The following is a 20,112-nucleotide window of genomic DNA, read 5'->3' on the forward strand; positions in this document are numbered from 1 at the left end:
ACCGGGGCCGCGGCGGGCGGCTCCGCGCCGGTCAGGCCGACGCCGGGCGGGGCCGCCGCGGGCGGGACGCCGGCCTCGGTGTCGATGTCGATGTCGGGGGAGGCGTCCACCCGGGACATCCTTGGCCAGCGGCCCGCCGTGCGGCAACCCCGCCCGCCTCAGCCCTTCTCGGCGCCGCTGGTGAGCCCCTCCGTGAGCAACCGTTCGCTGGCGAAGAAGAGGATCACGATGGGCAGGGTGAGGATCACCGAGCCGGCCATCAGCACCGTCTTCGGCACCTCGACCCCGTCCGCCAGCTGCGCCAGCCCCAGCGACACCGTCCACCGGTTCGGCTTGTCGACCAGGAAGAGCAGGGCGAAGAGGAACTCGTTCCAGGCGATCATGAAGTCGTACAGGGCGACCGCCATGATGGACGGCGCCGCCAGGGGGAGGCTGACCCGACGGATGATGCCGAGCCGCCCCGCGCCGTCGATGGCCGCGGACTCCTCCAGGCTGACGGGGATGGTCTCGAAGTAGTTGCGCAGCATGTAGACCGAGACCGGCAGGGTCTGCGAGATGTAGACCAGCACCAGGCCCAGCAGCGAGCCGCGCAGCCCGGCCCGGGTGAAGACCACGAAGAGCGGGATCGCGATGACGATCGACGGGAAGAGGTAGACCGCCAGGAAGAGGAAGTCGACCTGCCGCCGGCCGAAGAACCGCAGCCGGGCGACGGCGTACGCGCCGGGGATCGCCACGGCCAGCGTCAGCAGGGTCGCCGCGACGGCGACCAGGCCGCTGTTGCGCATGAAGGTGAGAAAGCCCTGGCCGCCGTCGTCGGCCGCCCTGACCACCTCGGCGTACGTGTCGAAGGTCAGCTCGCCGAGGCCCACCACCAGCGAGCCGGGGTCGAGCAGCAGCCGCTCGATGGGGCGTACCGAGAGCACCAGCATGTAGTAGAAGGGGAAGACGGTGACCAGCAGGAACGTGGCGATCACCAGCCGGCGCAGCCAGCGCAGGCCCACCGTCTCGATCCGGTCCCGGTCCATCAGTCGACCCTCCGTCCACCGAAGAAGCGCAGGTACACCAGCACGAACACGATCAGCACCACCGCGAGCACGACCGCCTGCGCCGCCGCCGCGCCGATGTCCGTCCGCGCGGTCAGGAACTCGTAGACCCGGACGCTGACCACCTCGGTGCCGGCCGCCCCGCCGGTGAGCAGGTAGACGTCGTCGAACTTGTTGAACGTCATGATGAACCGCAGCACGCCCAGCAGGCCGATCACCGGCAGCAGCTGCGGCAGCAGGATGTGCCGGAACCGCTGGGTGGGGGTGGCCCCGTCCACCCGGGCGGCCTCCTCCAGCTCGCCGGGCACCGCCTGGAGCCGGGCGAGCAGGAACAGGAACGCGAACGGGAAGTAGCGCCACGCCTCGAACGCGATGACCGTGGCCAGGGCCGTCGACTCCTGGGACAGGAACGGCACCGGGGTGTCCCAGCCGAGGAACCGTCGGCCCCAGTCGTTGACGACGCCGAGCTGGGGGTCGAGCATCACCTGCCAGACGAAGGTGACCGCGACCACCGGCGCCACGTACGGCAGCAGCATCGACGCGCGCACGAGGGTGCGGCCCCGGAACGGCCGGCGTACGACGAGCGCCGCCACCAGGCCGAGCACGATCGAGCCGGCGGTGCTGGCCACGCTGTAGACCAGCGTGGTCCAGAGAGTGTCGGCGAAGCCCGGGGTGTTCAGGACCCGCTCGACGTTGTCCATCGTGAACTCGCCGAAGAGCCCGGTGCGGCGCAGCGTGGCGAGGCGTACCCGCTGGAAGGCCAGCACGACGGTCCAGACGACGGGGACGCCGATGACCGCGACGACGACGAGCAGGGTCGGGGCGACCAGCGCCAGCCCGGCGCGGGCCTCCCGGCGGCGCAGGGTCAGCGGTCGCCGGCGGGGGGCCGGGGCCGGCCGATCCCGGGTGGGGGAGCGGCCGGTGCCCGGCGCGGCGGTGGTCAATTGACGCCCGCCTTGATCGCCTCCACGTCCTTCTTCGCCCGGCCGGCGGCCGCGGCGGCGTCGGTCTTGCCGGCGACCACGTCGTTCAGTGCCTTGGGCACGGGCAGCTCGCCGAGGATCGCGCCGACCAGCTTGCCCTGGCCCTGGGTGAGGCCCCAGCGCTGGAAGGTGTCCGGGCTGCGCCGCAGGCCGGCGAGCACCTCCTCGCCGTACACGTCGGCGAGCGGCTTCTTGGCGTCCACCCCGGCCTGGCTGGCGTTCCAGGCGGTGAGGAACTTCTCCGGCTCGGCCGCGGTGCCCTTGCGGACGGGGAAGCGCCCCTCGGGGGACATGCCGAACCAGCGCGGGTAGGCGTCGCCGAGCATGTGCTCCACGAACGACTTCGCCGAGTCGGCGGCGCCGTCGAGCACCGCCCACGAGCTGATCTCGCCGTACTGGGCCGGCGCGGCGCCGTTCGGGCCCTTGATCGCGGTGACGAAGCCGCTGTTCTTCGCCAGGTACGTCGGGTCGGCCTGGCACTGTGGGCAGGTCGGCCTGGCGTCGTTGCGCAGCCCGGCCAGCTCGTCGAGGATGAACGGCGACCAGATCAGCATGGCCGCCTTGCCGGCGAAGTAGGTGGCCCGCGTGGTGTCCACGTCCTGCGCGCCCTTCACGGAGCTGGTGCGCATGAGGTCGCCGTAGAACCGGAACGCCTCGACGCACTCGGCGGAGTCCAGCTTCACGGCCCCGGCGTCGTCGGTGAGCTGGCAGTTGTTGGCCAGCGCCAGGTGTTCGAAGGTCTGCTGGGTGAACACGTCACCGGGGGCGGTGGCGGCGGTGATGCCGGCGACGTCGCCGGTGTTCAGCTTCGTGGCGGCGGCGGCGATCTTCTCGTACGTGTCGGGGGCGGGCAGCCCGGCGGCGTCGAACAGGTCCTTGCGGTAGACGAGCAGCTGACCCCAGCCGTCGCTGGGCACGGAGAGTTGTCTGCCGTCGTCGGCGGTCAGTTCGAGCGCGCGCGGCGAGAACGTCTGCCGGCCGAGCGCCTCGACGACCTCCGCGTTCGCCGAGGGGTGCAGCAGTTCGTTGCCGGCGAGGGTGCGTACCCCGGCCAGCGACACCGAGCCGACCACGTCGGGCAACTCGCCGGCGGCGGCGCTGGAGGCGATCAGCGAGGGGAACTGGTCCTCGTTCACGGTGACCAGGTCGACCGTGATCCCGGTCCTGGCGGTGAAGTCCGCGATGATCGCCTTGGTGGCGGTGACCCGGTCGGCCACGTCCTCCAGGCTCCACACGGTGATCTTCTTGCTGTCGCTGTCGGTTTCTTCGTCGCCGCAGGCCAGCAGGCTGACCCCGGTGACTGCCATGATCAGGGTGGCGGCGAGTATCCGCATCGGAGGTGCTGACATCGGTGGCACTCCTCTCGAAGGGTATACAAGGGATTCAACGCCTTCGATTGATCAATTACAAGACATATACCGATTTTCTGCCTACGATGGAACCCAGTGCTACCGGGATGTGACTCATGGTCAACTGGGTTGTCTCTCTGGCCGGGCCCCGACGGATCAGCCTCGAGCCCTGCCCCCCGGATCCGCTCGGGCCCGGACAGGTCCGTGTCCGCACCTGCTACTCCGGCATCTCGGCCGGCACCGAGCTCACCCTCTACCGGGGCAGCAACCCCCGGCTGAGCAAGGACTGGGACGACGTCAGCCGGATGTTCGTGCCCCGGCAGACCTCCGTGCCGTACCCGCTGGTGGGCTTCGGCTACGAGGAGGTCGGCGAGGTCGTCGAGGTCGCGTCCGACGTGGCCGGCCGGCGGGCGGGAGAGGTGGTCTGGGGCATCTGGGGGCATCGCGCCGAGGCGGTCGTGGCCGCCGAGGCGGTGCACCCGCTGCCCGCCGGGCTGGATCCGCTCGCGGCCGTCTTCGCCCGCCCCGGGGCGATCGCCCTCACCGCCGTGCTCGCCGGCGACCTGCACCTCGGCGACTGGGTCGGCATCTTCGGGCAGGGCGTCATCGGGCTGCTCGCCACCCGCCTCGCCGCCCTCTCCGGCGCTCGGGTGGTCGCCGTCGACCGGGTGCCCGCCCGGCTCGTGCACGCCACCCGCCTCGGCGCGCGCATCGCGGTCGACGCGGGCGCCGAGTCGGCCGCGGCCGTGCTGCGCCGGGCCACCGGCGGCCGGGGCGCGGACGTCTGCCTCGAGCTGTCCGGGGCCTACCCGGCGCTGCACGAGGCGATCCGCTCCACCACCCACGCCGGCCGCGTCGTGGCCGCCGGCTTCTACCAGGGGCAGGCCGACGGGCTCGGCCTGGGTGAGGAGTTCCACCACAACCGGATCCAGCTGGTGGCGGCCCAGGTCTCCGGGCCGACCCCGGCACCCGGCATGGCCGGCCGGTGGACCGGAGCCCGCGTCGCACACACCTTCATGGACCTGGTGGCCGAGGGCAGCGTCGACCCGCTGCCGCTGGTGAGCCACGTCGTGGACGCCAGCGCGGTGGCCGACGCGCTGGCGCTGCTCGACCGCGGTGACGGTGACGCCCTCCAAGTGGTGCTGAGGTTCTAGATGACGATCCCACTGGCCTGTCAGGAGCAGCTCCTGCCGGGCACCGACCTGATCCAGAAGTACGCGCTCGCCACCGCGCTCGGCTACGACGCGATCGAGCTGCGCGGCCGGGGCGACCTCGGTCTCGCCCGCCGGCTGCCGGAGCTGCGCCGCGCGCGGGCGGCCGGGGTGGTCATGCCCACCGTCTGTGTCGAGATGGACCACTTCATCGGCGACTTCGACGCCGAGCGGTCCCGCGACGCGGTGCGCAACCTGCGCTCGCAGCTCTCGGTGATCGCCGAGCTCGGCGGCGTCGGCGCGATGACCCCGGCGGCGTGGGGGATGTTCTCCCGGCGGCTGCCGCCGTTCGAGCCGCCCCGCTCGCCCGCCGGCGACCGGCAGGTGCTCCTCGACGCCCTCGGCGAGCTGGGCGAGCACGCCCGCGCCGAGGGGGTCACCCTCTTCCTGGAACCGCTGAACCGGTACGAGGACCACATGGTCAACCGGCTCGACGACGCGGTGACCCTCTGCGCGGCCGTCGGGCTGCCCTCGGTGCGGGTGGCGGCGGACACCTTCCACATGAACATCGAGGAGGACGACGTGCACCGGGCCCTGCGCGCCGCCGCGCCCTATCTCGGGCACGTCCAGGTCAGCGACTCCAACCGCTACCAGCCGGGCGCCGGCCACCTCGACTGGCCGGCCCTGGTGCGCACCCTGCTGGAGATCGACTACCGGGGCTGGCTGGCGCTGGAGTGCCGGCTGCGGGGCGATCCGGTCCGCGCCCTGCACCAGGCCGCCGCCGTGCTCCGACACGCGCAGCCCCGGCAGGCGGCGGCATGAGCACCGACACCGCGGACGGCGGCCCGGGCACCGGGACGGCCGCCGACGGCGGGGCCCGGGACGGCGGCGCCCGGGACGGCGCGGCGCTGCGCCAGCTCGCCGTCGCCACCCTCGACGGCAACTGGGAGCACGACCACACCGTGCCCTCGCGCACCCTCTACCCGCACCAGTGGAGCTGGGACTCGGCGTTCATCGCGCTCGGCTGGGCCCACGTCCGCCCCGACCGCGCCTGGCGGGAGCTGGCGAGCCTGTTCCGGGCCCAGTGGGCCGACGGGCGGGTGCCGCACATCGTGTTCAACCCGGCGCTGCGGGTCGGCTCGTACTTCCCGGGGCCGGAGTTCTGGGACTCGGCCCTCGCCGAGGGCGCCCCGGCCGCCGCCACGTCCGGGCTGGTCCAGCCGCCGGTGCACGCGCCCGCCGCGTGGCTGGCGTACCGCCGGTGCCCCTCCGAGGACGGGCGGGCCGCGCTGCGCCGGCTCTATCCCGGGCTGGTGGCGCAGCAACGCTACCTGGCCACCCGCCGGGACGTCGGCGGGGGCGGGCTGGCCTGCATCGTCCACCCGTGGGAGTCCGGGCTGGACAACAGCCCCGCCTGGGACGCGCCGATGGCGGCGGTGCCCGCCGACGCCGCCGTCATGCGCGCGTACCGCCGGCACGACACCACGCACGCCGACGCCGCGCACCGCCCCACCGACCTCGACTACGCGCGCTACGTCGCGATCGTGGCGTCCTACCGGCAGCACCGCTACCGGGACGCGGAACTGGCCGCCCACCATCCGTTCCTCGTGGAGTGTCCGCTGCTCAACGCGGCGATGGGCGCCGCCGAGCACGCGCTGGCCCGGATCGCGCCGGTGGTCGGGGCCGACCCCGGCCCGCACCGGGAGCGCGCCGCCCGGATCACCGAGGCCCTGGTGCGCCGGCTGTACGACCCCACGACCGGCACCTTCCAGCCCCGGGACCTGCGCGCCGACCGCCTCGTGCCGGCCCGGACGGTGCTCGGCCTCGTCCCGCTGATCCTGCCCGACCTGCCCGCCCGGCAGGCCACGGCGCTGGTCGCCGAGGCGTGCTCGCCGCGGTTCGGGTTGGCCGCCCGGATGGACCGGCCGCTGCCCAGCCACGACCGCACGGCGGCGGACTTCGAGCCGCTGCGCTACTGGCGCGGGCCGAGTTGGATGAACGTCAACTGGCTGGTGCGCCGGGGGCTGCTCACCCACGGCCGTCCCGACCTGGCGGCCGGTCTGCGCGATTCGATGATCGAGCTGGTGGCCCTTTCCGGCTGCCACGAGTACTTCCACCCGGACACCGGCGCCGGGCTCGGCTCGCCCGCCTTCGGCTGGACCGCCGCGCTGCTGCTCGACGTCCTCGCCGACGACCGGACCGGCTGAGCCCTGCCGCTCGGCGCCCGCCGGCCACCCGGGCGCGCGGCACCGTGCGCACCGGCGTGACCGGGCGTCGTCCTCGGCCCACCACGGAGGCGGCCGATGGCGGGCGGGCAGGCGGTGGCGCGCGTGGGCGGCGCCGGGTCGTCCGCGGGTGGCAGTCAGGCGGTGGCCCGCGCGGGCGGGTCGTTTGCCGGCGGCGGGCGCGGGTATGCGCGGGGCCGGTGACGACAGGAGGGCGCCGTGCGGTTTCCCCTATTCGTCGACGCGGTGTCCCGCCGGGCGGGGCTGTCGACCGCGCAGTCCGCCACGATCGCCCGCGCCGTGCTGCAGACGATGGTGGAGCGGATGACCGGCGGCCGGTCGGGCGACCTGGCCGGGCACCTCCCCGACGAGCTGGACGGCTACCTGGCCGCACCGGACCCGGCCGACGGCCGACCGGACCCCCTCGGACCGGCGGAGTTCCTGCGCCGCGTGGGGGAGCGGGCCGGGGTGGACGAGGCCACCGCCCGGGTCGGCACCGGAGCCGTCTTCGCCACCCTGCGGGAGGCGGTCACCGTCGACGAGTTCCGCGACATGGTCGCCCGGCTGCCCGGGGACTTCGACGCCACGAGCCAGCCGATCCCTCGCCCGCCATATGACAGCTGACGACCCAGCCTGTCATCCGTCGTTCACAAAGTCGTCTGTGGACATCGACCCCGATCGCAGGAAGACTGAGGGTTCACGCGCCTTCTAGCCGGAGAATCACCGGCCGGTTCGCAAGTAGACGGAAACTCCTCTACGCGCCAGAGGGATGATCGGACTGTTTTACCCATCCGTTGCGTGAGGGGTCCGTCGACTGTTCGGATGGACTCTAAACGATGATCTTTCCCGCCAGGTATCGAGCCTTATGCTGCTTCCATTGTGAAGTCCTGGGGGGGATCGATGGTTGCGTTTGTCAAACGCTGCACGCTGTCCATCAGCGGGTCCGCCACCAAGCGTTGACATGGCAGAACCGACGGTAATCAATCGCTTCAGCGCTGTCGCCGCCCGTCGGCCCGACCAGCCGGCCGTCCTCGGCGAGGCCGCTCCGCTCAGCTACGCCGCGCTCGCCGGCGCCGCGGGCGGGCACGCCGCCGCGCTCGCCGCTGCCGGGTGCCGGCCGGGCGACCGGGTCGCCCTGCTCACCGGGCACGGGCCCGCGACCATCGCCGCCATCCTCGGCACGCTCGCCGCCGGGTGCGCGTACGTGCCGCTGGATCCGGGCTTCCCGGAGCAGCGGCTGCGGCACATGCTCGCCGCCGCGGAGGTCGGCACCGTCCTGTGTGGAGCGGAGCACGCCGGGCTGGCCCATCGGCTCACCGCCGACCGGCCGGCCGTCCGGGTGCTGACCGTCGACGACCTCGCGGCCGCGCCGCTGCGGCCCGTGCCCGTCGACCCGGACGCGCTGGCGTACGTGCTGTTCACCTCCGGCTCCACCGGCGTGCCGAAGGCGGTCGGCCAGACCCACCGCAACCTGCTGCACGTGGTGGACAACCAGATCGCGGCCCTCCAGATCGGCCCGGCGGACCGGCTCAGCCTGCTCGCCTCGTTCAGCTTCGACGCGGCGATCCCCGACCTGTACCCGGCGCTGCTCGCCGGGGCCGCCGTAGTCCCGGTGGAGCTGCGCCGGCACGGCCTCGCCCACGCCGTCGAGCAGCTCGCCCGGCACGGGGTCACCGTCTACCACTCCACCCCGACCGTCTACCGCTTCCTGCTCGACACCCCCGGCCCCCGCCTCGACCGGGTGCGGGTCGTGCTGCTCGGCGGCGAGCAGGCCACCCACGCCGACGCGGCCCGCGGACGGGACCGCTTCGCCCCCGACTGCGTGCTGGTCAACGGCTACGGCGCCACGGAGATGACCTTCGCCGCCCGGTACGCGCTGCCGCTCGCCGACGCCGACCCCGCCGCCACCGGGCCGCTGCCGATCGGCACCGCGCTGCCCGGGTACGAGCTGCGCCTCGGCGAGGGCGACGAGATCGTGGTGCGCAGCCGGCACCTCGCCCCCGGCTACCTCGGCCAGGACAGCGACCGGTTCGCCGTCGACCCCGACGGCGTGCCGACGTACCGGACGGGGGACCTCGGCGCGCGGCTGTCCGGCGGCGACCTCGTCTGCCTCGGCCGGCTCGACCGGCAGGTGAAGGTACGCGGGTTCCGCGTCGAGCTGACCGAGATCGAGGCCGTGCTCGCCGACCAGCCGGGCGTCGCCGGGGTCCGCGCCATCGCGCGCGACGGCGAGCTGCTCGCGTACGCCCGGCCGGGCGGTGCCGCGCTGGACCCGGCGGCCCTGCGCGACGCCCTCGCCCGACGGCTGCCGGAGTACGCGCTGCCGCGCGCGGTGGTCGTGGTCGACGAGTTCCCGCTCACCGTCACCGGCAAGATCGACGAGCGGGCGCTGCCCGACCCGGCCCGGGACGTGCCCGCCGGGGAGGCGCCGGCCACACCCACCGAGCGGATCGTGCACGACATCTGGTGCGAGGTGCTCGGCCGCCCGGCCGTCGGCCGCTCCGACAGCTTCTTCGACGTCGGCGGCCAGTCGCTGCTGCTCGGTCGGGTGCAGCAGCGGCTCGCCGAGCGGTTCGGGGTGCGGCTGCCGATGCTGCGGCTCTTCGAGCACCCGACCGTGGCCGCCCAGGCCCGGCTCGTCGACACCCCGCCGGAGCCGGTCCGCGCGCCGGCCGTGCCCGCCCCGGTCGCCCCGGCGACCGCCGCCCGGGAGTACACGGGCGACGAGATCGCCGTGGTCGGCCTCGCCGGCCGGTTCCCGGGCGCGCCCGACGTCGGTACCTTCTGGTGGAACCTCTGCGCCGGCGTGGACTCCATCCACGACCACAGCGACGAGGAGTTGGCCGCCCTCGGCATCGGCCCCGGCCTGCGCGCCGACCCCCGGCACGTCAAGGCGGCCGGCCGGCTGGACGGGGTGGCCGACTTCGACGCCGAGTTCTTCTCCTTCGGCGCCGACGAGGCGGCCCGCACCGACCCGCAGCAGCGGCTCTTCCTCGAGACGGCCTGGGAGGCCCTGGAGGACGCCGGGCACGACCCGGCCCGGTTCCCCGGGCTGGTCGGCGTCTACGCCGCCACCTCCGCCAACCGGTACTTCCTGTTCCACCTCATGGACAACCCGGCCGTGGTCGGCGACGTCGACCCCGACGACTGGGAGGCCCGGCTCGTCGGCCGGCAGTTCACCGACCATCTGCCCGGGCAGGTGGCCTACCGGCTGGGCCTGACCGGGCCGGCGGTCGCCGTGCAGAGCGCCTGCTCCAGCTCGCTGGTCGCGGTCTGCCTCGCCGCGCAGAGCCTCGCCGACTACCAGTGCGACATCGCCCTGGCCGGCGGGGTGAACGTCACCTGGCCCCGCTACCGGCACACCCCGGGTGGTCTGGCCTCCCCGGACGGCCGCTGCCGCGCCTTCGACGAGGCCGCCGCCGGCGCCGGCTTCGGCTCCGGCGCCGGTGTGGTCGCGCTGCGCCGGCTCGCCGACGCCCAGGCCGACGGCGACCGGATCTACGCGATCCTGCCCGGCTGGGCCGTCACCAACGACGGCGCCGACCGCGCCGGGTTCGCCGTTCCCGGGCCCGCCGGGCAGGCCGCCGCCGTCGCCGGCGCGCTCGCCGCGGCGGAGGTCGCCCCCGGTGAGGTCCGCTTCATCGAGGCCCACGGCAGCGGCACGCCGCTCGGCGACGCCATCGAGGTCGCCGCGCTGCACGAGGTGTACGCCGGCGCCGGGCCCGCCGAGACGTGCGCGCTCGGCTCGGTGAAGACCAACATCGGCCACCTCGACGCGGGCGCCGGCATCGCCGGGCTGATCAAGGCCGTACTCGCCGTGCAGCACGGCGTCATCCCGCCGAACCTGCACTTCACCCGCCCGCACCCGGAGATCGACCTGGCCGGCGGTCCGTTCTACGTGCCGACCAAGGCACGGGACTGGCCCGAGGCGACCCGTCGCGTGGCCGGGGTCAGCTCGTTCGGGCTGGGCGGCACGAACGCGCACGTGGTGGTCGAGCAGCCGCCCCCGGCCGAGCCGGTCGACGGCGCGGACGCGCCCGCGTACCTGCTGCCGGTGTCGGCGCGGACCCCGGCGGCGCTGCGGGCGGCGCTGACCCGGCTGCGGCAGCACCTCGCCGGGGCCGCCCCGGCGCTCGCCGACGTGGCTGCCACCCTCGCCCTCGGTCGGCGCGCGTTCGGCTGCCGGGCGGCCGTGGTGGCGGCCGACCCCGCCGGCGCCGTCGCCGCGCTGGACGAACTGCTCGCCACCGACGCCCGGCTGGCCGGCGAGCCCGGCGAGCTGCGCGAGCTGGCGACGGCCTGGGTCGCCGGCCGGGACGTGGACTGGGCGGCGCTGCACCCCGAGGGCTCGGTCCGGCGCACCGGGCTGCCCACCTATCCGTTCCAACGTCAGCGGTACTGGATCGACCCCCCTCAGAAAGGTGCGCGGTGAACTGGTTCGTCTCCGCCGGCCGTCGTGAACCGGCGCCGGTGCAACTGTTCTGCCTGCCCTACGCCGGCGGCGGCGCGAGCGTCTTCCGCCGGTGGCAGGAGGAGATCGGGCCGGACGTCGAGGTGCTGCCGGTGCAGCTGCCCGGGCGGGAGAACCGGATCAGCGAGGACCCGGAGTTCCGGGTGGTGGACGTCGCGTCCGCCATCGCCGACCGGGTCCGCGGCCCGTACGCGATCTACGGCCACTCGATGGGCGGCCGGGTCGGCTTCGAGGTGGTCCGCGAGTTGCGCCGCGCCGGCCGTCCGCTGCCGCTGCGGCTCTACGTCGGCGGCGCCCGCGCCCCGCACGTCACCGCGCCCAGCCTCTTCGACGGGCTGTCCAGGGTGGACGACGACGAGCTGCTGCGCCGCCTGGGCGACGGCGGCGGGCTGCCGGCCGAGCTGCTGGCGCACCCCGAGCTGGTCGAGCTGCTGCTGCCGCTGCTGCGCGCCGACTTCGGGCGGGTCGACAGCTACCGCTACACCCCGGGCGAGCCGCTGCCGGTGCCGATCGTGGCGTTCAGCGGCCGGCACGACCGCGCCGTCCGCCGGGAGCACAGCGACGCGTGGCGGGAGCACACCGCCGCCGGCTTCACCCTGCACGAGATCGAGGGTGGGCACTTCTTCCTCAACGACCGGCTCCCCGACCTGCTCGCCGCGATCCGTGCCGACCTGGACGGGGCCGTGGCGGCCGACCCGGAGCCGGCGGCTGCCGTCCCGCCGGCGGCGACGGTCGGGAACGGCGCGGTGGCGGGCGGGCATCGGGTGCCGCTCGGCGACACCGGCTGGTCGGTGTGGCGGGACGCCATCCTGCGTACCACCGGCTTTCCCGCCGACGGCCTGACCATGCTGTCCGCTCCGCAGGCCGCGGCGGCCGCCGACGAACTGCTCGCCACCGGCGACGGCGCCGAGCGGTACGACAAGGAGTTCGCCGAGGCGCTGACGGCGACCGGGCGGCGGATCACCGAGCTGGCCGCCGATCCGCTGCTGCGGGAGGCGGTCACCTGGCAGAACCGGGGCGCCGTGGTCGCGCTGGACGGCCTGGCGCGGGGCGGCCCCGATCCGGCGCGCAACGTGCGGCGGCGGGACCGGGAGCGTGCCCTGCTGAAGTACTGGCAGCGGTACTGCGGCAAGAACGAGACGGTCGGCTTCTTCGGCCCGAGCTGCTGGGTCACCCTCGACCCGGCGCGCCCGGAGACCGCCGACGTGCGCCCCGGTCCGGGCCTGACCCGGCGCCGCTGGGTGTGGTTCGAGTCCTGGGCGCTCAGCGCCTACGCCGACCGGATCGGCCGGGACGTGGCGGTGCGTGCCTGGTGGGCGCCGATGCTCTGCCCGCAGCTGAGCCTCGCCGACCGCACCGTCCACCGGCCCGGCCGGCCGCCGGTGCCGCTCACCCCCGTGGAGGCGGCGCTGCTGGCCGCCGCCGACGGCCGGCGCCCGGCCCGCGAGCTGGTCGCCGACCCGGCGATCGGGCTGCGCCGGGCGGAGGACGGCTACGCGCTGCTGGACCGGCTGGTCGAGCGCGAGCTGATCACCTGGGACGCGGGGCTGCCGGTGAGCCCCGACGCGGAGGACGTGCTGCGGCGGCGGATCGAGGAGATCGGCGACGAGCCCGCGCGGCAGGACGCCCGCGCCGGCTTCGACCGGCTGTGCGCCGCCCGGGACGCCGTGGCCGCCGCCGCCGGCGACCCGGAGCGGCTCGGCGCCGCCCTGGACGCGCTCGACGCGACCTTCACCGAGCTGACCGGGCAGCCCCCGCGCCGCCGCGCCGGCCAGATGTACGCCGGCCGCACCCTCTGCTACGAGGACACCAGCCGGGACCTCGACGTGGTCTTCGGCAAGCCGCTGCTCGACCGGATCGCCGCCCCGCTCGCGGTGCTGCTCCAGGCGGCCCGCTGGCTGGTCGACGCGCTGGAGCGGGCGTACGACGCGGCGTTCCGCGAGCTGTACGACGAACTGCGCGCCGAGGCGGGCGGCGGCCCGGTGTCCCTGGCCGACCTCTGGTTCCTGGCGCAGGGCATGTTCTGGGGCGACGGCCCCCGGCCGGTCGACGCGGTCGCCGCCGAGTTCGCCGACCGCTGGGCCGGACTGTTCGGCCTGGCCACGCTGCCGGCCGGGACGGCGGAGGTCCGGCTGCCGGTGGCCGACCTGGCCGCCCGGGTCGCCGAGGCGTTCCCGGCCGAGCGGCCGGCCTGGCCCAACGCCCGGCTGCACAGCCCCGACCTGCAGATCTGCGCCGCCGACGCGGAGGCGCTGGCGCGCGGCGACTACACCGTGGTCCTCGGCGAGCTGCACGCCGCCTGGGCGTCCTTCGACTGCCAGGTCTTCACCCCGTCGCACCCCGACGTGGACCGGCTGCGCGACGCGCTGACCGAGGACCTCGGCGAGCGGCGGATCCGGCTGCTCGTCCCGAACGACTGGCCCCGGCGCACCAGCCGGGTCGCCGAGGCGCTCACCGGGCCGACGGACCGGCAGTTGGCCTTCGCGCCCGCACCCGGCGCCGACCCCGACCGGGTGCTGCCCACGGTCGACCTGACCGTCGCCGAGTCCGGCGGCCGGCTGGTCGCCACCGCCCCGGACGGGCAGCGCTGGACGCTGCCCGAGCTGTTCTCCCCGCTGCTCAGCGCGCACGCCGTCGACGGGTTCAAGCTGGTCAGCCCCGCGCCGTACACGCCCCGGATCACGGTCGGCGAGCTGGTGGTGGCGCGGCAGACCTGGCGGACGACGGTCGGCGAGAGCGGGCTCGCCACGGTCACCGGCGAGCGGGAACGGTTCCTCGCGGTCCGGGACTGGCGCCGCCGCCTCGGGCTGCCCGAGCAGGTCTACATCAAGCTCGGCACCGAGACCAAGCCCTGCTTCGTGGATCTCAGCAGTCCGGCGTTCGCCAACATGTTCTGCGCCATGGTGCGGGCCGCCCGCACCGACGGCGGCGACGACGCCTCGCTGGCGGTCAGCGAGATGCTGCCCACGGCGGCGGACGCCTGGGTGCCCGACGCGGCCGGCCGGCGCTACTTCAGCGAACTGCGGCTGCACATCGTGGACGCCGACGAGCGGGAGGGCGGCCGATGAGCCACAAGATCCCGCTCGGCGACACCGGCTGGTCGGTGTGGCGCGACGTCGTCCTGCGTACCGCCGGCTTCCCGGCCGCCGGGCTGGCGGCCTTCGCCGCGCCCGAGGCGGCGGCCGCCGCCGACGCCCTGCTCCGCGGCGAGGGCGAGGCGGAGCCGTTCGACAAGGCGTTCGCGACGGCGCTGCTGGACGGCTCCGCGGTGGCCAACGAGATCGCCGCCGACCCGCTGCTGCGCGAGGCGGTCACCTGGCAGAACGCGGAGATGCTCATCGCGCTGGACGGCCTGCTGCGCACCGACCCGGCCGTCCGCAACGTCCGCCGCCGCAAGCGCGAGCTGAGCCTGCTGCGCTACTGGCAGCGCTACTGCGGCAAGGCGGAGACGATCGGCTTCTTCGGCCCGGTCTGCTGGGGTCGGCTCGACCCGGACGAGCCGACCACGCGGCTGCGGCCGGGGCCGGCGCTGGTGTCCCGGCGCCAGGTCCACTTCGAGGCGTGGGCGCTGATCGCGTACGCCGACCGGCTCGCCGACGACCTGGCGGTGCGGCGCTGGTGGGCGCCGACGCTGCCGCCGCACCTGAGCCTGTCCGACCGGCAGGTCAGCCGGCCGCTGCTCCCGCCGACGGAGCTGACCGCCGTGGAGGCCCGGCTGCTCGCCGCCTGCGACGGGCGCACCCCGGCGGTCACCCTGGTCGAGCGGCTGCTGGCCGACGGGGCGACCGGTCTGCGCAGCGCCGACGACGGATATCTGCTGCTCGACCGGCTGGTCGAGCGGGACCTGCTGACCTGGGACGCCGGCCTGCCGGTCAGCCCGCAGGCCGAGCGCGTGCTGGTGGAGCGGATCGACGCGATCGGCGACGCACAGGTCCGCGCCGAGGTGGCGGTCGCGTTCGACCGGCTGCGCGCGGCGCGCGACGCGGTCGCCGCGGCGGCCGGGGACCCCGAACGGCTCGGCGCCGCGCTCGCCGCGCTGAACGCCGAGTTCACCGAGGTCACCGGCCGGCCCGCCACCCGCCAGGCCGGGCAGATGTACGCCGGCCGCACGGTGCTCTACGAGGAGACCGCCCGCGACCTGGACTTCACGGTCGGCTCCCGGGTGCTGGACGCCCTGGCCGAGCCGCTGGCGATCGTGCTGACGGCCGCCCGCTGGCTGACCGCCGAGGTGGGCGCCGCCGGCGAGCGGATCTTCGCGGAGCTGCACGCCGAGCTGCGCGGCGACGGGCCGGCGCGGCTGGCCGACGTCTGGGCGCTGGCCCAGGGGCTGCTGCTCGCACCGGACGGCCCGATCGCCCGGGCCGGCGCCGGGCTGACCGCCCGCTGGGCGGAGCTGATCGGCCTGGACGCGGTGGTCCCGGGACAGCCCGAGCTGCGGCTGCGCAGCGCCGACCTGGCCGGGCGGGCCCGCACCCTGTTCGCCGCCGACCGCCCCGGCTGGCCGTCCGCCCGCATCCACAGCCCGGACGTGCAGATCAGCGCCGCCGGGCTGGACGCGCTCAACCGGGGGGACTTCCTGCTCGTCCTCGGCGAGCTGCACCCGGCCTACGTCCCGTTCGACAGCGCGGTGCTGACCCCGTTCCACCCCGACCAGCCGGCGCTGCGGGCCGCGTTGGACGCCGAGCTCGGGCCGGCCCGGGCGCGGGTGCTCTACCCGGAGAGCTTCCCGCGGATGACCACCCGCATCACGTACGCCCTCAACGGTCCCCTGGACCGCCAGTTCGGCATCGACACGGCCCGGGGCGCCGACATCGACCGGCTGGTCCGCGCCACCGAGGCGCGGGTGGAGAACGGCGGCGACGAGTGGCTCGCGGTGCTGCCGGACGGCAGCCGCTGGCCGCTGATGGAGATCTTCGCCAACCTGCTCGGCGCGCTGCTGCTCGACAGCTTCAAGCTCCTCGCGCCGGCCCCGCACACCCCCCGGATCACCATCGACCGGCTGGTCGTGGCGCGGCAGACCTGGCGGACGACGGTGGCGGAGACCGGCCTGGCCGGCGTCACCGGCGAGGCCGAGCGGTTCCTGGCGGTCCGCCGCTGGCGGGCCCGGCTCGGGCTGCCCGAGCGGGTCTTCGTCAAGGTGGGCACCGAGATCAAGCCCTGCTACGTCGACCTCACCGCCCCGCTGCACGCCCAGTCCCTCTGCGCCATGGTCGACGCCGCCACGAAGAGCGGCCCCGACGTCACCGTGACGGTCAGCGAGCTGCTGCCGGACCCGGCGGACGCCTGGGTGACCGACGCGCAGGGGCGTGGCTACGTCAGCGAGCTGCGGTTGCAGATCACCGATCCAGTGAGCTACCGGGGAGAGAACGGGTGACCGACATCCTGTCCATCAGCGCCGTCCACGGGGAGACCCTGCCGTGGCCGGACGCGACGCTGGCCGAGCTGATCGCCGCGCAGGCCGCCCGCACCCCGGACGCGGTCGCGGTGCGCCAGTGGGACACCCGGCTCACCTACGCCGAGCTGCTCGGCCGGGCGGCCGGGGTGGCCGCCGCGCTGCGCGGGCGCGGCGTCGGCCGGCAGGCCCGGGTCGGCGTCTGCGGGGCCCGCAACCCCGACCTCGTCGCGACCGTGCTCGGGGTGCTGCTGGCCGGCGGCTGCTACGTGCCGCTGGAGCCGGGCGGCCCCCGCCAGCGGCTGCGGGAGATCGCCGCCGACGCGGGGGTGTCCGTGGTCGTCGGCGACGCCGCCGTGGCCGAGTTCGGCGACGTGCCGGGCGTCGAGGCGCTCGGCCTGCCCGGGCCGGCGCCGTTGGCCCCGTGCCCGGCCCGCCCCGGCGACCCCGCGTACGTGCTGTTCACCTCGGGCTCCACCGGCCGGCCCAAGGGCGTGCTCACCACCCACCGCAACGTGGTCGAGTTCGTCACCGGCTGCGTCGCGATGACCGGCGCGGACGCGGGCGTGCGCAGCCTCGGCATCGCCTCGCTCGGCTTCGACGCGGCCACCATGGACCTCTTCGTGCCGCTGCTGCTCGGCGGCGCCGTCCAGCTCCTCGGCGCCGACGACCGGGCCGACCCCGTCCGGCTGGCCCGGTTCATCGCCGCGCACGAGGTGAACTGGGGCTTCATCACGCCGACCGTGCTGTCCATGCTGGACCCGGCCGACCTGCCGGCCTGGCGGGTGGTGCTCTGCGGCGGTGAGGCGGTGCCGGCCGAGCTGGCCGCCCGCTGGGCCCCCGGCCGGCTCTTCCTCAACGGGTACGGCCCGACCGAGACCACCGTGCTCGCGGTCAGCGGCGAGCTGACCGCCGCCGAGACCGACCCGGTGCCGATCGGCCGCCCGCTGCCCAACCACCGCGCGTACGTGGTGGACGCCGAGCTGCGCCCGGTGCCCCCGGGTGAGGCCGGCGAGCTGCTGATCGGCGGCCCGGGCCTGGCCGACGGCTACCTCGGCCGGCCCGGCCTGACCGCCGAGCGCTTCGTCCCCGACCCGTTCGGCGACCCGGGGGAGCGGCTCTACCGCACCGGCGACCTGGTGCGGCAGGACCCGGACGGCCGGATCGTCTACCTGGGCCGGCTCGACCGGCAGGTCAAGATCCGGGGCCAGCGGATCGAGCTGGGCGAGGTGGAGGCCGTGCTGGCCGGCCTGCCCGGCGTGCGGCAGGTCGCCGTGGAGGCGGTTCCCGGCCCGGCCGGCACCGAACTGGTCGCCTTCCTCACCCCGGCCGACGCCCCGGACGACGAGCGGCTGCGGGCGTACGCCCTGCCCCGGCTGACCGCCGCGATGCTGCCGGCCCGGGTGCTGCGCCGCGACGACCTGCCGGTGAGCCCGACCACCGGCAAGCTGGACCGGCCGGCGCTGCGGGCGCTGGCCGCCCCGGCCGCCGCCCCGGCTCCCGCCGGGCCGGTCGACGTCGACGAGCCGGTCGAGGCGGCGGTGGCCCGGATCTGGGGCCGTCTGCTCGGCGCGGCGCCCACCCCGGAGACCGACTTCCTCGCCGCCGGGGGCAACTCCATCGCCGCGATGCGCCTGGTCGCCGCGCTCCGGGCCGAGCTGGGCCGGCACGTCGACACCCGGGACGTGTTCACCGGCCGCACCCTGGCCGGCCTGGTGGAGCGGATCACCGCCGCCGCCCCGGCCGACGGCGACGGGTTGACCACCGGCAACCCGCCCACCCTCTCCCCGCCGCAGCGCCGGCTGTGGTTCGTCGACCAGCTCGCTCCGTCCAGCGCCCCGTACAACATCGCGGTGGCGCACCGGCTGCGCGGCCCGCTGGACACGGTCGCCCTCGGCGCCGCGCTGCGGGCGGTCGTCGAGCGGCACGACGTGCTGCGCTGGCGCATCCCGCAGACCGCCGGCGTGCCGTACGCGGTCTGCGAGGAGCCGACCGACGTGGCCGTCCCGGTGGTCGACCTGAGCGGCAGCGCCGACGCCGAAGCCGAGCTGGCCGGGATGCTCGCCGCCGGGGCGGCGCACTCCTTCGACCTGGCCACCGGGCCGCCCTGGCAGGTGACCGTCTACCGGCTCGGGCCGGACGAGCACGTCCTGGCGATCACCCTGCACCACGCGGTGTTCGACGGCTGGTCGGAGAAGCTGCTCTACGACGACCTCGCGGCGGCGTACGACCGGGCGTTGCTGGGCGGCGCTCCGGCGCTGCCCGCGCTGTCCGCCACGTACGCCGACTACGCCGTCTGGCGGGCCGAGCGGGACCGGCGGCGCGGCGCGGCCGACCTGGACTGGTGGGTGGCGCACCTGCGCGACGTGCCGACGGTGCTGGAGCTGCCCCGCGACCGGCCCCGGCCGGCGGTGGCCACCTACGCCGGCGCCGAGGCGGCGGTGCGGCTGCCCGAGGCGTGCGACCGCGGGGTGCGGGAGCTGGCCGAGCGGCGCGGCACCACCGTGGCGGCGGTGCTGCTGGCCGGCTTCGGCGAACTGCTGCGCCGGCTCACCGGCCGCGACGACCACGTGGTCGGCGCGATCGTCGCCGACCGCCGGCTGGCCGCCTTCGACGACGTGGTGGGCTTCTTCATCGACACCGTGCCCGTGCGGGTGCGCGGCGGCGGGGCCAGCTTCGCCGAGCTGGTCGACCGGTGCGCGGGCGAGCTGCACGACGCGACCGCCCACCCGGGCGCCCCGCTGGAGCGGATCGTGGAGGCGCTCGGCGTCGGGCGGGACACGTCCCGCGCGCCGCTGGTGCAGGTGCTGTTCAACGTGCTCAACTTCGCCCCGCCCCGGCTGGCGCTGACCGGCCTGGACACCGAGCCGGTCGCGGTGCCCAAGCCCGGCTCGCCGTTCGACATCACCGTCTACGTGGTGGAGCGGGCCGGCCGGTGCGGCGTCGAGGTGGTCTACAACCCCGACCTGTTCGACGCCGGGCGGATCGACGACCTGCTGGCCGACCTGGTCGCCCTCGTCGGCGCGCTGGTCGCCGCCCCGGACACGCCGGCCGACCGGGTGGCCGCCGAGCTGCCCCGGCCGACCGTGGCCACGCCGCAGCTCGGCGCCATGACCGTCGCCGCCGGCGAGGCCCCGCGCGCCGTGCTGCCGGCCGGCCCCGACGGGCTGACCGACACGGAGGAACTGGTCGCCGGCATCTGGCGCGAGGTGCTGGAACGCGACCAGGTCGGCGTCACCGACAACTTCTTCGACATCGGCGGGCACTCCCTGGCGCTGGCCGCCGTGCACGCCCGGCTCACCGCCGCCACCGGCCGGTCGATCAAGATGCTCGACCTCTTCCGGCACCCCACCATCCGGGCGTTCGCCGCCAGCCTCGACGGCGCCGCCGACCGGCCCGAGCTGGCCCGCGCCGCGCTGCGCGCCGCCGCCCGACGCAGCCGTACCCGCCGCAACCCACCCCGCCGCCCCGGCGGCACCGCGTGACGAAGGACAGCCT

11 protein-coding genes are annotated in these 20,112 nt (G+C 75.6%); 8 read left to right on the top strand and 3 right to left on the bottom strand.

All coding sequences use genetic code 11. From position 1 onward, the window contains the following. Window positions 1-158: 158 nt before the first annotated feature. Genes AB0L34_RS17410 through AB0L34_RS17420 form a run of 3 tightly spaced genes read right to left on the bottom strand, consistent with a single transcriptional unit; the run spans window position 159 to window position 3,375 of the window. Window positions 159-1,025 carry a carbohydrate ABC transporter permease gene (locus tag AB0L34_RS17410; RefSeq protein ID WP_357462124.1) on the bottom strand — a complete coding sequence of 289 codons (867 nt, stop codon included), beginning with the start codon at window positions 1,023-1,025 and terminating at the stop codon, window positions 159-161. Beyond that, on the bottom strand, window positions 1,025-1,987 hold the full coding sequence (locus AB0L34_RS17415) for a sugar ABC transporter permease (protein ID WP_363705444.1): 963 nt from the start codon (window positions 1,985-1,987) through the stop codon (window positions 1,025-1,027). The genes AB0L34_RS17410 and AB0L34_RS17415 overlap by 1 nt, the downstream gene beginning before the upstream one ends. Next, window positions 1,984-3,375, bottom strand: a complete 1,392-nt coding sequence (locus AB0L34_RS17420) for an extracellular solute-binding protein (protein WP_363705445.1) — start codon at window positions 3,373-3,375, stop codon at window positions 1,984-1,986. The genes AB0L34_RS17415 and AB0L34_RS17420 overlap by 4 nt, the downstream gene beginning before the upstream one ends. 116 nt (window positions 3,376-3,491) lie before the next feature. On the opposite strand from AB0L34_RS17420, the gene AB0L34_RS17425 reads away from it, so the two are divergent. The 8 genes from AB0L34_RS17425 (at window position 3,492) to AB0L34_RS17460 (ending at window position 20,099) form a co-directional block, all read left to right on the top strand. Further along, window positions 3,492-4,529: a zinc-binding alcohol dehydrogenase gene (locus AB0L34_RS17425; RefSeq protein WP_363705446.1), complete on the top strand. Its 1,038-nt coding sequence runs from the start codon at window positions 3,492-3,494 to the stop codon at window positions 4,527-4,529. Further along, a complete protein-coding gene (locus tag AB0L34_RS17430) occupies window positions 4,530-5,348 on the top strand; it encodes a sugar phosphate isomerase/epimerase family protein (protein ID WP_363705447.1) in 819 nt (272 codons plus the stop codon). Then, window positions 5,345-6,733, top strand: a complete 1,389-nt coding sequence (locus AB0L34_RS17435; protein ID WP_363705448.1) for a hypothetical protein — start codon at window positions 5,345-5,347, stop codon at window positions 6,731-6,733. The genes AB0L34_RS17430 and AB0L34_RS17435 overlap by 4 nt, the downstream gene beginning before the upstream one ends. A gap of 237 nt (window positions 6,734-6,970) precedes the next feature. Then, window positions 6,971-7,375, top strand: a complete 405-nt coding sequence (locus tag AB0L34_RS17440; protein WP_363705449.1) for a DUF2267 domain-containing protein — start codon at window positions 6,971-6,973, stop codon at window positions 7,373-7,375. Window positions 7,376-7,712: 337 nt separating this feature from the next. Then, window positions 7,713-11,183 (top strand): AMP-binding protein, encoded by a 3,471-nt coding sequence (locus AB0L34_RS17445; protein WP_363705450.1) that lies wholly within the window; start codon window positions 7,713-7,715, stop codon window positions 11,181-11,183. Continuing rightward, on the top strand, window positions 11,180-14,290 hold the full coding sequence (locus tag AB0L34_RS17450) for a thioesterase domain-containing protein (RefSeq protein WP_363705451.1): 3,111 nt from the start codon (window positions 11,180-11,182) through the stop codon (window positions 14,288-14,290). The genes AB0L34_RS17445 and AB0L34_RS17450 overlap by 4 nt, the downstream gene beginning before the upstream one ends. Next, window positions 14,287-16,596, top strand: coding sequence for a lantibiotic dehydratase (locus AB0L34_RS17455; protein WP_363705452.1), 2,310 nt, complete (start codon window positions 14,287-14,289; stop codon window positions 16,594-16,596). The genes AB0L34_RS17450 and AB0L34_RS17455 overlap by 4 nt, the downstream gene beginning before the upstream one ends. Further along, on the top strand, window positions 16,593-20,099 hold the full coding sequence (locus AB0L34_RS17460; protein ID WP_363705453.1) for an amino acid adenylation domain-containing protein: 3,507 nt from the start codon (window positions 16,593-16,595) through the stop codon (window positions 20,097-20,099). Before AB0L34_RS17455 ends, AB0L34_RS17460 begins: the two co-directional genes overlap by 4 nt. The last annotated feature ends 13 nt before the right edge of the window (window positions 20,100-20,112 follow it).

Origin of the sequence: Micromonospora sp. NPDC052213, assembly GCF_040679695.1 — a bacterium.
GTDB lineage: Bacteria > Actinomycetota > Actinomycetes > Mycobacteriales > Micromonosporaceae > Micromonospora.

What these genes read in the sequence shown, in the direction of transcription:
- AB0L34_RS17445 (WP_363705450.1), top strand. Translation starts at nt 7,713, where the DNA reads ATGGCAGAACCGACGGTAATCAATCGCTTCAGCGCTGTCGCCGCCCGT.
- AB0L34_RS17425 (WP_363705446.1), top strand. Translation starts at nt 3,492, where the DNA reads ATGGTCAACTGGGTTGTCTCTCTGGCCGGGCCCCGACGGATCAGCCTC.
- AB0L34_RS17435 (WP_363705448.1), top strand. Translation starts at nt 5,345, where the DNA reads ATGAGCACCGACACCGCGGACGGCGGCCCGGGCACCGGGACGGCCGCC.
- AB0L34_RS17420 (WP_363705445.1), bottom strand. Translation starts at nt 3,375, where the DNA reads ATGTCAGCACCTCCGATGCGGATACTCGCCGCCACCCTGATCATGGCA.
- AB0L34_RS17410 (WP_357462124.1), bottom strand. Translation starts at nt 1,025, where the DNA reads ATGGACCGGGACCGGATCGAGACGGTGGGCCTGCGCTGGCTGCGCCGG.
- AB0L34_RS17430 (WP_363705447.1), top strand. Translation starts at nt 4,530, where the DNA reads ATGACGATCCCACTGGCCTGTCAGGAGCAGCTCCTGCCGGGCACCGAC.
- AB0L34_RS17455 (WP_363705452.1), top strand. Translation starts at nt 14,287, where the DNA reads ATGAGCCACAAGATCCCGCTCGGCGACACCGGCTGGTCGGTGTGGCGC.